Origin of the sequence: Actinospica robiniae DSM 44927, from assembly GCF_000504285.1 — a bacterium.
Classification (GTDB): domain Bacteria; phylum Actinomycetota; class Actinomycetes; order Streptomycetales; family Catenulisporaceae; genus Actinospica; species Actinospica robiniae.
This window is the reverse complement of sequence record NZ_KI632511.1, coordinates 1,283,640-1,299,161: the sequence shown is the minus strand read 5'-3', so window position 1 is coordinate 1,299,161 and position 15,522 is coordinate 1,283,640. Positions and strand designations below refer to the sequence as shown.

General features: G+C 67.9%; 11 protein-coding genes. 7 read left to right on the top strand and 4 right to left on the bottom strand.

Annotated features, from left to right (window positions below; genetic code table 11):
* Nucleotides 1–156: 156 nt before the first annotated feature.
* The 3 genes from ACTRO_RS05540 to ACTRO_RS05530 all read right to left on the bottom strand — a co-directional run bounded on the left by ACTRO_RS05540 (nt 157) and on the right by ACTRO_RS05530 (nt 6,634).
* A complete protein-coding gene (locus tag ACTRO_RS05540) occupies nt 157–3,792 on the bottom strand; it encodes a glycoside hydrolase family 3 C-terminal domain-containing protein (protein ID WP_034261646.1) in 3,636 nt (1,211 codons plus the stop codon).
* A gap of 159 nt (nt 3,793–3,951) precedes the next feature.
* Complete coding sequence (locus tag ACTRO_RS05535) at nt 3,952–5,151, bottom strand: sialidase family protein (RefSeq protein ID WP_211244109.1); 1,200 nt, start codon at nt 5,149–5,151, stop codon at nt 3,952–3,954.
* 430 nt (nt 5,152–5,581) lie between these two features.
* Nucleotides 5,582–6,634: a glycoside hydrolase family 11 protein gene (locus ACTRO_RS05530; protein ID WP_245594307.1), complete on the bottom strand. Its 1,053-nt coding sequence runs from the start codon at nt 6,632–6,634 to the stop codon at nt 5,582–5,584.
* A gap of 459 nt (nt 6,635–7,093) precedes the next feature.
* Between ACTRO_RS05530 and ACTRO_RS50730 the strand changes: the two genes are divergently transcribed.
* The 6 genes from ACTRO_RS50730 (at nt 7,094) to ACTRO_RS05505 (ending at nt 13,598) form a co-directional block, all read left to right on the top strand.
* A complete protein-coding gene (locus tag ACTRO_RS50730; protein WP_034261640.1) occupies nt 7,094–7,303 on the top strand; it encodes an arabinofuranosidase catalytic domain-containing protein in 210 nt (69 codons plus the stop codon).
* 439 nt (nt 7,304–7,742) lie between these two features.
* Nucleotides 7,743–8,894: a ricin-type beta-trefoil lectin domain protein gene (locus ACTRO_RS05520; protein ID WP_034273259.1), complete on the top strand. Its 1,152-nt coding sequence runs from the start codon at nt 7,743–7,745 to the stop codon at nt 8,892–8,894.
* Nucleotides 8,895–9,060: 166 nt separating this feature from the next.
* Nucleotides 9,061–10,455, top strand: coding sequence for a non-reducing end alpha-L-arabinofuranosidase family hydrolase (locus tag ACTRO_RS05515; RefSeq protein ID WP_084316999.1), 1,395 nt, complete (start codon nt 9,061–9,063; stop codon nt 10,453–10,455).
* A gap of 309 nt (nt 10,456–10,764) precedes the next feature.
* Nucleotides 10,765–10,887, top strand: coding sequence for a hypothetical protein (locus tag ACTRO_RS50235; RefSeq protein WP_281177838.1), 123 nt, complete (start codon nt 10,765–10,767; stop codon nt 10,885–10,887).
* Between the two features lie 734 nt (nt 10,888–11,621).
* Nucleotides 11,622–13,097, top strand: coding sequence for an arabinofuranosidase catalytic domain-containing protein (locus ACTRO_RS05510; RefSeq protein ID WP_051450357.1), 1,476 nt, complete (start codon nt 11,622–11,624; stop codon nt 13,095–13,097).
* Nucleotides 13,098–13,400: 303 nt separating this feature from the next.
* On the top strand, nt 13,401–13,598 hold the full coding sequence (locus tag ACTRO_RS05505) for a hypothetical protein (protein WP_034261634.1): 198 nt from the start codon (nt 13,401–13,403) through the stop codon (nt 13,596–13,598).
* A 1-nt stretch (nt 13,599) separates the two neighbouring features.
* Here ACTRO_RS05505 and ACTRO_RS05500 read toward each other — a convergent pair whose 3' ends face one another.
* Complete coding sequence (locus ACTRO_RS05500; protein WP_034261631.1) at nt 13,600–13,905, bottom strand: cellulose binding domain-containing protein; 306 nt, start codon at nt 13,903–13,905, stop codon at nt 13,600–13,602.
* Between the two features lie 584 nt (nt 13,906–14,489).
* Here ACTRO_RS05500 and ACTRO_RS05495 point away from each other — a divergent pair.
* Nucleotides 14,490–15,521, top strand: coding sequence for a LacI family DNA-binding transcriptional regulator (locus tag ACTRO_RS05495; protein ID WP_034261623.1), 1,032 nt, complete (start codon nt 14,490–14,492; stop codon nt 15,519–15,521).
* Nucleotide 15,522: the final 1 nt, after the last annotated feature.

Sequence of the window (15,522 nt, the reverse complement as noted above, 5' to 3'; positions counted from 1 at the left end):
CCGGCTGCCGGTGCAAGCAGGGCGTGATCATCCTCCTTTGGCCGTCACACGGATGAACGCGGGTGCCTCTCGGCTCGCCCGCCCCCACCTGTTCGGGGCCGGACGTGGCGGGCCGGACGCATGCTCTGCCCGGCCCGCCACGGCCCTTTGCCGTCGTCAGCCGACGGACACGGCGAAGATGTGCATCGCGGTCTGGTTGATCAGAGCGGCCCCGACATCGGGAAGGGTCAGGAACTCGATGGTCTTGCCGGGAGTCAGCGCGACCGTGGCCGCGTAGAGACTGACCTGGTTGTGCTGCGCTCCGTTCGCGTTGTCGAGATAGGGCAGGGTGGTCAGCACGTCGCCACCCGGCGCGGCGGCGTTGGTCCACCAGTCGTTGAAGGCGAGGCTGAATGGTTGGGTGGTGCCGTCGGAGTATGTGATGACCGCGGTGCCGGACGCGGCGCCGTAGTCGGCCGTGCCGATGATGCCCAGGGTCGATCCGGTGCCGGAGACGGGGATGGTCTGGCCGGTCGCGACGATGTTGTCCTGCGTACCTGCGGCGGCGGCGGGCCAGGTGAAGGTGAGCCCGTCATGGGTGAAGGTGGCCCCGGGAGTGAGGCTCGGATCCGCGGCCGCGAGCGTTTGGGCGGAGAAGCTGGCGTTGCCGCCGTCCAGGTTGCCTGCGGCCGTGTCCGAGTCGTCGCTGACCCCGGGGTTGTTGTAGGCCGCGGTGATCGACGAGTAGGGGATCGAGAGCGTCGTGCCGCTACTCTCACTGTGCTTGCCGGCGCTGTCGGTGAAGTTGAGCTGTGCCGTCAAAGCAGGGGCGCTCTGCGTGGGTGTGGCTCCTGCGGGAACGGAAACCGTCCACGTGGTGGTGATGGTCCGGCCGGGGGAGACGGTCGGGAAGTCGGCGGGTGTGCTCGGGGTGACGGTCCATCCGTCCGGAGCGGTGAGGCTGAAGCCGGCTTGCCGCAGGGTTTCGCCGCCGCTCGGGTTCGCCGTTGTGGCGGTCACGGAGAAGTCGGCGCCGGGAACGGCAACGGACGGGGCGGTCATCGAGAGCGGCTCGGTCACGATGATCGGTGTGGAGCCGGTGACGCCGTCTATGGTCACGCTGATCGTCGCGGCTCCGACGCCGCGCGTGGTGACGATGCCGTCGCGGCTGACCGTCGCCACCGCGGGATTGTCGCTGCTGTAGCTGACGTGCTCGGCGGCGAGGTTAGCGAAGGACTCGTCGTTGTCGACGGCCTCGACGATGCCGTCAGCGCTCTGGTGTTGCGCGGCCTGCGCGGTGTCGTCGGCGATCCACGGATTCTGACCGGTCAGATCGAGCCGGTCGCCGGGGGCGAAGACGACCTGGTCGGGCTGCACAGTCACGTACTGGACGCGCGGGGTGATCGCGCCGGTGACCCGAAGCGGCGATGAGGCCACGGTGTCGGTGGCGTCGGTGGCCAAGTCCAGGGTGTAGGTGCCGTCGTCTACGACGTTCTTCTGGTGCTGTTCGTCCCACCCGGCGAGGTCGGAGACGTTCACGGTGATGGACAGGTGTTGGGTCTGACCGGGCTTGAGCACCCTGGTCTTGACGAAGCCCTCGAGCTGCTTGGCCGGCACCTGTACGCCGGACACGGCCGGAGCGGCGACGTAGAGTTGCGCGACGGTCGCGCCGGGGGTGGCGCCGGTGTTGGTCACGTCGAACTGCACTACGGCCTTGCCGTTGGCATCGGCGCCCCGTGAGGCGTGGACTTTGGAGTAGGAGAAGCCGGTGTAACTCAGGCCGTAACCGAACGGGTAGCTCGGGGTGCCGGTGAAGTACTGGTAGGTGCGGCCCAGACCGCCGGTGTCCGCGGGGCTCAGGCCGTAATTGTGGATCGACGGGAGTTGCGAGTCGTCCTTGTACCAGGTGAAGTCGAGGTGCCCGCTCGGGTTCTGCCTACCGAACAGGACGTCGGCCAGCGCGGCCCCCTGGCTCTCGCCGTTGTAAGCGCTGTAGACGATGGCGGGGAAGTCGTTCTTGACGTTTTCGATATCCACCGGACCGTCGGTCTGCAGCGACAGTACCGTGCGCGGATTGCCGACGGCGGCGACCTGGCTGATCAGGGAATCGTAGTTGCCGGGCATGGCGAGGCTCATGCGGTCGTTTCCCTCTCCGGCGGTGTTCGCGTCGGTGCCGGCGAACACCACGACCAGGTCCGCGGTCTTGATCGCGGCCAGGGTCTGAGCGGAGCAGGCGGCCGGGGTGGTGGCGGTGGTGGAGGTGGAGCAGGCGTCGAAGGTGACGGTCGCGTCCGGGTTGGCGGCCTTGATGGCGGCGGTGATGCCCTGCACGGCGTTCACCTGCAGGCTCGGGTCACCGGAGTAGCCGCCGAGGGTGACCGCGTCGGCAAGGTCCCCGACGATGACGACGTTCTTCAGCGCGGCCGCGTTCGCGGGCAGCAGGGTCGCGGAGGTGCCGGGCAGCGGGTCGTTCTCGAGTAGCACGAGGGAGTTGGCGGCGACCTTCTCGGCCAGCGCCTGGTGGGCCGGGCTCTCGATCTGCGCCTTGGTGATCCGGGTGTAAGCAACCTTGCTCGGCGGGTCGAACTCGCCCGTCTCCATGCGCACGGTGAACAACTGGACCAGAGCATGGTCGATGACGCCCACGCTGAGGATCCCGGCCTTGATCGCGGCCTCGATGTTGCCGACCGTGGCGTCGCCACCGGTGCAGTTGACGTCGGTCCCCGCGCGCAGCGCATACGCCTGTCCGCCCGCGTCGGCCGGAATCTGCGCGCCGGTCGCGTTGTTCGTCCAGGTCGCGGTGCCGTTCACGACCGAGTTGGTCCAGCCGGAGGGTGCCCAGTCGTGGCTGGTCGGGGCGCTGATGTCGCCGACGGCACCGCAGTCGGAGGTGATGTAGCCGTCGAATCCCCAAGTGCGCTGCGCCAACGCGTCGGTGGTGTAGGTGTCGGCAGGCGACGGGGTGCCGTTGATGGCGTTGTAAGACGTCATCAGGCCGGCGACGTGCGAGTCCTCCACCAGGCTACGGAACTGGGCGGTGTAGTAGTCGCGGATGTCGGTGTCGCTGGCGTCGGAGGAGTCGGCGTGCCGGTTGTTCTCGTTGTTGTTGAGCGCGAAGTGCTTCGCGGTCGCCGCCACCTTCAGGTACGGCGTCGTCTGCGTGCCGGCCAGGGTCTGGCCCTGGTATCCGTCGATGAACGCGCCGGCCATCTGGCTGACGAGGTGGGGGTCTTCGCCGAAAGCCTCGTCGGCGCGGCCCCAGCGCGGGTCGCGGTCGAGGTTGACGTTCGGCGCCCAGTAGGTCAGGGAGCCGTAGTCGCTTGCGGACGGGCCGATGTTGTTCTGGCCGGTGCCCCACAGGGACTTGTCCAATTCGCCGCGGATCTCGTCGGAGATGGCCGTGGTCTCCTGGTAGATCAGCGCGGGGTCCCAGGTCATCGTCGAGGCGAGATTCGTCGGGAAGCTGGTGGCGTGCACGCCGCCGGTCACGCCGCCGTTGTTCGAGTCGGCGCCAAGTGTGTTGATGCCGTGCTGGCCCTCGCTCCAATACGTGTACTCCTGCACGCCCAGGCGCGGGATCGCGGGAGCGCTGCTGGTGTGCAACTGCTGCACCTTCTCGGTCAGCGTCATCCGCGAGACCAGGTCAGCGGCGCGTTCGGCGAAGGAATAGTGCGTGTCGAGGTAGACGGGCACCGCGCTGCCCGCGGCCGCGGACGCGACCGGTGGGGCGGCGACCGCCGAGGTGAGGGTGGACGCCAGCAGCGCGGCGGCGCAAAGCGCCGCCTTTCGCCGCGCCCAGTGGGTGTGGGTCATATCGACTCCGTGTCAGGTGGGCATGCCAAGGTGCCGGATTTCGGAGCGCCGGCACGGGCGCTCTCCCGGGCTTCACTGCAGATGCCGCCGTCGTTGCAGGTCCACGGTTCGACCGGAGCGCCGTTGGGACGGTGGGAGGCGCCGGTCGCATCGGCAAGCTCAGCCCAGCCGTATGACGCCCGCCTGGATCGGCGCGTCCTCGGCGTAGGGTGCGCCGGTCACGACGAAGACGAGGCCGGGCTGGTGCCACGATCCCGAGTCGGTCAGCGGGATGGTGTATCGGCTGTAGCCCCTCGGCATCGGGGAAGACAACCGGGTCCACCTGCCCGGATCGCCGAGGGCGGAGTTGGTGAAGAAGTCCTGGTCGCTGTTGGCGCTCAAGATGATGGTGCCGTGCGGGCCGCCGGAGTCCGACCAGGTCACGGTCGGGGCGGCGGACGGGGCGTATCCGTCTTGGTCGAGGAGTTCCAGGGCGGGGGAGGAGCCGAAGGACTCCGGGTCCGGGGCGAGCTTGTAGCGCACGGGGTAGTAGGTGTCCGAGACGCCGAACTCGTAGGTCGTGATCCAAAGGTTGCGATGCACCTGTGCGACGGTGATCATGCCGGGCCGCTGGCTGTACTCCGGGCTGGCGACGTCGTCGACGACCGGGCCCCAGTGGCGCAGGTCCCTGCTGGTCTGATGCGCCAGCTTCTGTCCGTATCTCGGGTCTCGCTGGTCGGAGTAGTAGCAGACGAGCCGGTCGCGGTGCAGCAGCAGGAACGGCTCCCATACGGGCGTGTTGCCGTTCGTCGGGTTGGGCGGGCCGCCCACCGCCACTGTGCTCAGGTACCGCCAGTTCTGGCCACGGTCGAGGCTCGCGTACAGCACGATCCGGGTGCTCGAGGAATCCAGCGCGTTGCCGGCGCACAGCACCGCGCCTTTCGGCAGGCCGGCGAAGGCGCGCGGCAACTCGTAGAGGAACGGTTGCAGCCAGATCTTTCCGGGGTCGCCGTCGTCGGGCACATTGCCCCGCTGATCCCAGGTGTGGCCGCCGTCGTCGCTGCGGAAGATCTCGAACCCGCCCGGCCTGCTCGGATCGAACTGCTGAAAGGTCGCCAGGAACGTTCGCGATCCGCCCGGCCGCCCGTCGCCGAGGCGTACGGCTCGCGCGTACGAAGCGCCGGATCCCGGGTCGGTCACCGTGACCGGACCGAAAGGCGCCTCGCCCCGCGAGGTGCCGGAGCTCGTCGAGGCCGCAGCCGCTGTCCCCGCTGCGCCCAGAGACAGCGCCGCGACCGCGGCGCCCCCGGTCCCGAGCAACGCCCGGCGGGTCAGGCGCGCAGGGCGCTCGGCCGCATCATCTGCTCGACTATTCTCCATGGTTCTCCTTCGCTCGCCTTTGTTTCCACTTCTTTTTGCGCAACTTTGATGAACTGGAGGAGTGCGGAAACGGCTCTTGCGGGGCGGCTTCCGCTCCAAAATGCGTAGTCACTGGCACGATACATCGATGGGAAGTGCGGAGCTAGGCTGAGAAGTTGCGCAACATATCAGCCTGCTGCCTCTTCGGCGCACGGCCAGCGCGCAGGGCGCAGCACCGTTCGGCGAGGATGATCAGCGTGTTGATCTCGCGTAGAACCGGCGTTTCCGTTGCGTCACGCGCCCATCCGCCGCCACCGCGCGACGCCGGAGCCCCCGCGATCCGACCCGACGGGTGCCGGGCCTGGCCGCGGGGGCTCGCCTGATGCATGCGCTGCGTTCCCTTGCCCAGCCCGATGCCGGCTCGGTGGCGGGTGCCGGTGCGGCCTCTGGCCTAGGAAGTGCTACAGCTGACTGATGGCCAGGTCCATGTGCCGTTCGTGGATATCGTCACGCCGAAGTTGTTTCCGCTTCCGTTCGGCTTGGCGACCATCACGTACTGGCTCGGCCAGGTGGCGGAGACGTTCCAGGTCGAGTAGACGACGGACGGCGAGACCATGTTCATGGTCACGGTCCAGTTGTTGGAGCCGCTTACGTTGACGTTGAGGTTGTACCAGTTGTTGCCGACGGTTCCGGCCGACAGGGTGGCGGTACAGCCGCTGGAGCCGCCACCGCCACCGCCGCCACCGCCACCGCCGCCACCGCCGCCGCCGCCGCTTCCGCCGCCGCTTCCGCCGCCGCTTCCGCCGCCGGTGCCCACGGACACGCTGGCGTTACCGCTGCCGCCGCCCCAGGCCTCGGTGGCCATGATCTGGTAGTTCATCGAGCCCAGGTTCATGCCGTGGCTCGACCAGGCGTTGACGAAGTTCTGGAAGGTGATGGTGCCGCTGCTGGTCGGCGAGGTGCGGATGGCCAGGTACTGCTCGAAGGTGGTCGTGCCCTGGATCGAGGGCTGGTTGACCTGCTGGTGCTCGTAGATGTTGTAGGTGCCGCCGTCGCTGCTGACCTGGCCCATGTAGGTGCCCGCCGTGTTCGGCGAGCCGGTGTAGTTCTCCTCTACGTAGTACTCGACCAGAGGGTTGGTCGACCAGCCGTAGAGCGAGACGAGGGTGGTGCCGGAGGCGTTGAGGCTGCTGCTGAAGTTGATCGTCTGCTTGCTGCCCGGGTTCCAGCCGACGCCGTCGACGAAGTCGCCGACGTTGCTCCAGCTGGTGGAGTAGCTGGTGCCGGAGTTCAGCGTCATACACGCGGAACCCTGGCCGTTGGTCCACATCTGGTAGTAGTTGCCGCCGTTCGTGCCGGTCTGGCTCGAACAGATGGTGGTCGCCGCGCTCGCGGCGCCGCAGGGCACCACGATGGCCGTGATCATGGCCACGATGAGGCCGAGCAACAGCCGCAGCCGGCTGCCTCCGCTGCGCGGTCTAGGGAGACTTGCGAGGGTGTGCACGGACGTGTGCCTCCTGACTTCAGGGTCTTGCCCAGGCCGCCCGGAGTAGGGCCGGACGGTTTCAACGGGGAGTGTTGAATCCCGGACGACACCTGTCAATCGGTTTCGGAAAGATTTCGAGATGCATCAAGATCAGCTAATGGGGCTGATGTGTCTACAGTGACAAGAGTGAAGAATAAGAAGATCCAGTGATGTCTTAATCGGCATAAAAGCCCCGAAAAAATTGATGAATTTCGGGCCCAAATCGAAAGTTTCGGAGCCTGTGGTTCGATTGCGTCGCCATGACGCCCCGGCTCCGCGAGCAGCCGGCGGGCGCCGCCGCACTGCCTGTCGCAATCGGTGGGCATTGCGTCTACGGGATCGAGGTGTCCCGGGCGTCGGGTATCGCACCGGCGCGGCGAAGGGCGCCCCACCGGAGGCGAAGGGCGCCCCACCGGTTCACCACCCGAAGGAATATTCATGGTGATCTCTTCCAAGCAGGTCAACCAGTGGTGCTGCTTCGACTACGGCAGCGGGGAAACCTCGAACACGGACACCGGCAACGCCACGATGAACGCGATCTACTGGGGCACCGCCTGCCGGTTCGGCAGCTGCGTCCTGCTGGGCACCTGGACGAGCAACGACTCCAGCCCCGCTGCTCTCACGCTCGGCGGCGCGACCTGTAGCTGATCAGATCGCGGGCCGCCGGACCTGCCCGAGGGCCGGGGCCCCCAGAGTGGCGCGAGCGTGAGGACTCCGGTCTCCTTCCCGCGAGAGCACCGAACCGAAGCGAGTGATGGGATGCCCCGGCCATGCTCCGATCCGGCCGGGGCGACTCGGGCCGTAAGTTTCACCAAGGTCGGGGGGAATCGGCAACAGGCCATCGTCGAATGCGTTTCAACGGAGCAGGTCAGGTCCAAGCCTAGGCAAGTCACCTCAGAAGTGTGACTCAGGGTGTCGAGTGGTCTTGCATTACCGCCGTTGTCTTGGCACTTTGACCCCGCAGCCCCGAAGGGTCGCGTGCATACATCCCATCACGACGCGGCTGTTGATGCGTCAGGTTGCGAACGGGTGGCTGCGTCGCGCAGGGCGGCGGCTCCACTGGGAAACGATTCGGAGGACGGCGATGATGAGCAGGGGTAGGCGAGAACGATGGCTTGCCGCGATCCTCGCGGCCGTGACCGCGCTAGCGGCCTGCGTGACGGTGCTGGTGTTGGGAACCGCGACCGCCAGCGCCGAATCCAACGGCGGTGTCAAGGTCATGCCGTTGGGCGACTCGATCACCGATGGGAACGCGGTGCCTGGCGGATACCGAATAGGTCTGTGGCAGCGCTTTGTCACGGCGGGCTACAAAGTCGACTTCGTCGGTTCGCTCTCGAACGGTCCGGCCGGCCTCGGCGACCATGACCACGAAGGCCACTCGGGCTGGCGCATCGACCAGATCGACGCGAACATCACCGGCTGGCTCAACACCTATCAGCCGCACACGGTCCTGCTGCACATCGGCACCAACGACGTGCTGCAGAACTATGACGTGGCCAACGCCCCGAACCGGCTTTCCGCGCTCATCGACCACATCACCGCCGCCGTGCCCAGCGCCGAAGTGTTCGTCGCGCAGATCATCCCGCTCGCCAACGCGTCTCAGAACGCCGAGGTGCGCACGTTCAACGCGGCGCTCCCCGGGATCGTCTCGAGCAAAGTGGCCGCGGGCAAGCACGTGCACCTGGTCGACATGTACGACGCGCTGACCACGGCCGACCTCTCCGACGGCGTGCATCCCAACGCGGCCGGCTACGACAAGATGGCCGCTGTCTGGTACTCGGCTCTGCTCTCCGTAACCGGAAGCATCGGTCAACCCGGCAACCCCAGCCAGAGCCCGACTGCCAGCCCCGCCGCGGCCAACGCGATCGCCGGGACGGCCTCGGGCCGGTGCGTCGACGTTCCCGGCGGCACGCAGACGCTCGGTACACAGGTGGAACTGTGGGACTGCAACGGCCGTACCAACCAGCAGTGGACATCCACCGCCGCCGGCGAGTTGCGCGTCTACGGCGGAGACTGCCTCGACGCCAGCGGCCAGGGCACCAGTCCGGGCACCAAAGTCGTGATCTGGACCTGCAACGGCCAAGCCAATCAGCAGTGGCGCCTCAACTCCAACGGCACCCTCACCGGCGTCGGGTCAGGACTCTGCCTCGATGCTGCCGGAGCCGGCACCGCGGACGGCACTGCGCTCGAACTGTGGACCTGCAACGGCCAGACCAACCAGCAATGGACCCTCCGTTAGACAAGCGAACGGCCGCGCGGAGCACGTCAGCCACTTCGGTTCCGCGTCCGCCCCGACGGGCGCGCTGTCCGACCTCCTCGACCCGAAGGCAGGATTCACCTTGAGAGTTTTCGATCGTCGACCATGGCTGGCCGCCGGAACGGTCACCGTGCTCGCCGCCGCCGGCATGACCGTGGCCGCCACGCCCGCCGCCCAAGCAGCCGCCGGCTGCCAGGTCTCCTACACGATCAGCAGCCAATGGGGCGGCGGGTTCGGCGCGAACCTGTCCATCACCAACCTCGGCGGCCCCATCACCGCCTGGACCCTGTCCTGGTCCTTCACCGCGGGACAGAGCATCACGCAGCTGTGGAACGGCAGCTACACCCAGAGCGGCGGCAATGTCACCGTCACCAACGCCTCTTACAACGGGTCGATCGGCACCGGAGGCAGCACGGCCCTCGGCTTCAACGGCTCCTGGAGCGGCAGCAACCCCGTTCCCTCCTCCTTCAGTCTCAACGGCACCACCTGCACGGGCTCGGTCGGAGGCGGTACTCCCACGCCCAGCGCCTCATCCACGCCGAGCGCGACCCCCAGCACCAGCCCGTCGGCGTCGGCCAGCTCGACGCCCTCTGCCTCACCCTCGGCGTCGTCGACGGGGACGGGCGGCACCTGCGCCCTTCCGTCGACCTACCACTGGACGTCGACCGGCCCGCTGGCGACGCCGCAGAGCGGCTGGGTCTCGCTCAAGGACTTCACCGACGTCGTCTACAACGGCAAGCACATCGTCTACGCGTCGAACGTCTCGTCATCGGGATCGGGTTACGGCTCGATGGCCTTCAGCCCCTTCACCAACTGGTCCGACATGGCCTCGGCCACCCAGACCGGCATGAGCCAGGCCGCGGTCGCTCCCACGCTGTTCTACTTCGCGCCGAAGAACATCTGGGTGCTGGCATCCCAATGGGGCGCCTGGCCGTTCAGCTACCGCACCTCCAGCGATCCGACCAACCCCAACGGCTGGTCGTCGCAGCAAGCGCTGTTCACCGGGAGCATCGCCAACTCCGGCACCGGCCCGATCGACCAGACCCTGATCGGCGACGGCACGAACATGTACCTGTTCTTCGCCGGCGACAACGGCAACATCTACCGGGCGAGCATGCCGATCGGCAATTTCCCCGGCAGCTTCGGGACGTCGTACACGACGGTTCTGAGCGACTCGCAGTACAACCTGTTCGAGGCGGTCGAGGTCTACAAGGTCCAGGGCCAGAACCAGTACCTCATGATCGTCGAGGCGATCGGCGCCAGCGGATACCGTTACTTCCGCTCGTACACGGCCACCAGCCTGAGCGGCTCCTGGACCCCGCAGGCCACCAGCGAGAGCAGCCCGTTCGCGGGCAAGGCCAACAGCGGTGCCACCTGGACCAACGACATCAGCCACGGCGACCTGGTGCGCAACAACCCGGACCAGACGATGACCATCGACCCCTGCAACCTGCAGTTCCTCTACCAGGGCAAGGATCCGAGCGCCGGCGGCTCCTACGACCAGCTCCCATGGCGGCCCGCACTGCTGACATTGCAACACTAGCCCGCTGATCGACGACAGGTGCCGCCGTGGCGGACCGGACTGAGTGCGTCCGGCCCGCCACGGCGGCATTGTCATCAGCCTTCGGCATCCCGGTCCTGATGGTCATTCGCCGATCACGGCAGCTGATTTGGTGCGTACGTGCTCTTTGACGCACCACGCCCGTGCTCTGGTGAGTGCTGTTGATTTTTTCGAAGGCGTGCTGGCTGCTGGCAGTGAGCGCTGCGGCCGTCGGCCTCGACCGCCGGGTCAGAGGCCGAGGCCGCCGAGGACGCCGGCGCGGGCCGCGGTGACGGCGACTTCTCGAACGACGTGCATGCCACCGGCAACAACGGCGTCTCGGCCAGCTACACGTTCAACGGCAGCGGCATCATCGTCCTGTCCGAACCGAACAACGACGAGGGCAACGTCGCGGTGTGCGTCGACGGCTCGTGATAGACGGTCAGCGCCGCCACTTCCGGTCAGCGAATGGCCCAGGCCGCCCTGGTCACGATCATCGGGCTCGCCTCAGGCAGCCACACGATCAAGCTGGTCAAGCAGAGCGGCACCTACGGCGAGCATCCCGGCGCAGTCGCGCCGCCTCGGATACGCCTGTCCAACACAGGAGACTGGTCCGCATCATCGAAGACGCTGATGAGTCCGCGCCCACGGCCCGGCTCCCACCAGAGCGCGCTCGCGGAAGAGTCGGTCACACGATCAAACGTATTGAAGCCGCGGCAGCTGCCACAACGCACGCGTTCACACAATGTGTGCGCGGGCTGTGGCAGGTCTCTGCGCGGCATCCGAGAGTCACGGCGCGACCGGCCCGGGCAGGCCGCACCACCCCGATTTTTCTACGAATCGATTCGATAGCTGCGGCAGCGCACTGCGCCGCCTCCCGGTTACATCCGTTGACGATGGGCACCCAGAGCCCTAATATCCCAGCGAATCGATCGCGCGATCCGGTTCTCACCCACCAACGCTCCAGACGCATTCCAGGTACTGACTGACGGCGAGGATCACGGCCGCACGCGCGGCGCGGCCCGTGTTGCGCCAGGGACGTCACGTGATCCACTTGTCAGTTTCGAACACAAAGACACACGGCGCTGCCGCGCCGCTCGAGCGCCGCATGAAAGCTTCGACCGAGGGCGGTCGCAACCGGACATCCTTCTCACAGTGAGGAAGAAAGCATGCATAGGGGAAGACAGAGACTCACCGGGCTGGGGACGGTGTTCGCCGTGCTGCTCGGCGCCCTCGTCGGCGCGGCGGTCGCCGGGGGGACGGCCCAGGCCGCGTCGCAGGGTCCGTGTGACATCTACGCGGCGGGCGGCACGCCGTGCGTCGCGGCGCACAGCACGGTCCGGGCGCTGTACGCGGCCTACGACGGGGCGCTCTACCAGGTGCGGCGCTCGTCCGACGGCACGACGGCGAACATCGGCGTGTCGACCGTCGGCGGCAGCGCCGACGCCCAGGCCCAGGATGCCTTCTGCGCGAACACCTCATGCGTCATCACGATCATCTACGACCAGTCCGGACACGGGAACGACCTGGCCTACCAGGGCAGCGGGGGAGCAGGTGGCGACGACACGCCGGCGAGTGCGACCCGCGAGTCGCTGACGGTCGGGGGCAGCAAGGTCTACTCGCTGTACGTCAACCCGGGCAACAGCTACTGGCACAACGGCTCGTCGTCGGGGATACCCAAGGGCAGCAGCCCGCAGGGCGCCTACATGGTCACCTCCGGCACGCACGTGAACGGCGGCTGCTGCTTCGACTACGGCAACAGCGAGACCGACCGCAAGGCCGACGGCGCCGGCGCGATGGACGCGATCAACTTCAGCACGAGCTGCTGGTTCGGCGGCTGCTCAGGATCGGGCCCGTGGGTCCAGGCCGACCTCGAATACGGGCTCTTCTCGGGCGGCAGCCAGTCCTGGAACTCCGGCCAGCGCGCGTTCACCAACAGCTACGTCACCGCGATGCTGAAGAACAACGGCACCACGCAGATGGCGATCAAGGGCGGCAACGCCCAATCAGGCGGCCTGACGACGCTGTGGAACGGGAGCCTCCCGCCCGGCTACAACCCGATGCACCAGCAGGGCGCGGTCATCCTCGGCAGCGGCGGCGACTGCTGCGCGACGGGCAGCAACCTGAGCCAGGGCACGTTCTATGAGGGCGCGATCGTCGCGGGCTACCCGTCGGACGCCACCGACGCCGCCGTGCAGGCGAACATCGTCGCCGCCGGATACGGCAGCGGTGGGGGCGGCACCTCGGGCTCGTCCGGCGCGCTGCACGCGGTGGGTGCGGGCAAGTGCCTGGACGACCCGAACTCGACCACGACGACGGGTACGCAGCAGCAGGTCTACGACTGCAACGGCCAGGCCAACCAGCACTGGACCCACACCTCCGCCGGGGCCCTGACCCTCACCGTCGGCGGCTCGACCCTCTGCCTCGACGCCAACGGCAACGGCACCGCCAACGGCACCAAGGCCATCATCTGGACCTGCAACGGCCAGAGCAACCAGCAGTGGAACCTCAACTCCAACGGCACCGCCACCGGCGTCCAATCAGGCCTCTGCCTGGACGTGACCGGCAATGCCACCAGCGACGGGACCCTCGTTGAACTCTGGGCCTGCAACGGCGGCGCCAACCAGCAATGGACCCTGAACTAGCCGCACACCCATCACCCTGGCCGATGTCGAGGACGTCGGCCAGGGTGATGGGTGGGAGCGGTTCTCGGTCGGGGCGTGCGGCGGCCCGCGTGAGCAAGCGGAGCAAGGGGCAGCCTCGCGAATCGTCTCGCGCGTGCACGACGGGAAGTCGCTCCTCCCGATGTCGCCGTCACACCTTGCAGAGACCTGCAAGTGGAAGCGCGACGATCTGCGGTATGCGTTTGCACTGACGATGCTTCGGTTGAGCAGGGGTCGGCAGCTACGTGACCCTTTGGCCGTGCGCCGCGACGAGATCCGGGCATCATGATGTACCCCGGCTACGACGCGCTGGCGGCCGGTGACGCCGCTCTCGCTCAGGCGGCGGCGTTGATGCGCGTGAACACGACGGAGACATGGCTCAGGAGACATCTCGCGCACGTTGCCGCGGCCGTCCCCGATGTGCTGGACGACCGCGGCGACGACACCGAGCCCCTGTCAGACGAGGCCCCGGTCTTGCCCTGAATCAGCAGGCCGGGTCCGTCACGGTGGCCGGGCCGATCCGCCAGGGCAGCAGGTGGTAGCTCTGGTTCGAGCCGGGAGCCGGGCTCTGGTACAGGTGCTCGATGTCGCAGGGGTCGATCGTGGGCGTCTGGTTGTGGGTGCGGATCGACTCACCGCCGCCGTCGCAGGAGGCGTTGGTGACGGTGGCGTTCGCGCCGAAGCCGCCTTGCCACTGGCTGGTGACGGTGTAGGAGAGCTGGCAACCGGCGGCGGCCGGCACGGCGGCGCTGCCGCCGGCCTGCCACGAACGATGACGCAGAAGACGCACGGTGCACGCTCCGAGGAGGAATGGCGGCCGTTAGCGTCGACATCCAAAGCCGAGCAGGAGAGGGCTGGCGTGAGTGATGGGATGAGCCCGGCTGATTCGCGGCGCATCGCCAGATGGGAACATGCCAAGCCGGGCCGGCGTCCGTTAGGAAGTGAAGCCGCCGCGCCACGAGCGGAGGCAGGCGCCTGTCTTCGCGATCCGCTGCCAACTGGGGTGAAGTCGGCTGCCGGTGGGTCACTTCGGGCGGGTGGCCGACGGGGGGATAGTGGAAATTTCATAAATGTGCTTCGATAGTCCTGCGGCGTTCGCGAACAGTCATCCCATCAATAGGCGGCTCGCGGCGGGCAAAACGGGTATCTGCACGCTGGACGGTGCCGGGGAGCTCGCGCTACAACATCACCCGGATGCGTCCGGGGCTCGTGCCGCATCACCATCACCACACTGCGACAGCGCATCCCCTCGCGAGGAAGGCACTTTCGACCATGGCTTCGCCCGAATCAGCACCCTCGTCCGTCCAGAACGGGGCCACCGCCCGTCCGCGGCCTGCCTCGGCCGGCGGAAGACCGGACGGACGGGCCCCGCGGATGGCGGACGTGGCGCGCTTCGCGGGCGTCTCGCACCAGACCGTCTCGAGGGTCCTGAACGACCACCCCAACGTGAAGCCGGCCACCCGCGATCGCGTGCTCGAGGTCATCAAGGAGATGGGCTATCGGCCGAACGTGGCCGCGCGTGCACTCGTCACGAGGAAGTCCCGGACCCTCGGCGTGGTCAGCTTCAACACGACGCTCTACGGGCCGGCCTCGATGCTGTACGGGATCGAGCAGGCCGCCAAAGACCTCGACTATTTCGTCATGGTCGCCGCGCTCTCCTCGTTGGACCGGCGGGCGGTGCTCGACGCCGTGGACCGGCTGCGCGACCAGGCTGTGGAAGGGCTGATCGTGATAGCTCCGCAGTCGAGCGCCGTGCGCGCGCTCGGCCAGGTGCCCTCGGACATCCCGTTGGTCGCGGTCGGCTGCGGTACCCAGGCCGGCGTGGCCTCGGCGGCCGTCGACAACGAAGCCGGTGCCGCGCAGGCCACCTCGTTCCTCCTCGACCTCGGGCATCGCACCGTTCACCACGTCGCCGGTCCCCGGCTGTGGCTCGAGGCGCAGGAGCGTGAAGCCGGGTGGCGGCGCGCCCTGCTCGAGCGTGGTGCGCCGGTCGCCGAGCCGGTGTACGGAGGCGACTGGTCCGCCCGCTCGGGCTACGCGCTCGGCCGTGAACTGGTGCCGCGGATCCACGAGGACGCCGATCCGATCACCGCGGTCTTCTGCGCCAACGACCACGCCGCACTCGGGCTCGTCCGCGCGTTCCAGCAGGCGGGTGTGCGCGTGCCGGAGGACGTGAGCGTGGTCGGGTTCGACGACATCCCCGAGGCGGAGTTCATCGGCCCGCCTCTCACCACCGTCCGGCAGGCCTTCGACGAACTCGGCCGACACGCCCTCTCGACGCTCATGGAAATCGTGCGCGCGACGGGCCCGGGCGCACGGCCGTCGGCGTCGACCGCGCCGCGGCTGACGGTCGCGCCGAGCCTGGTCGTTCGAACATCGACGGCCCCGCCGCGTTCACAGGGGTAGG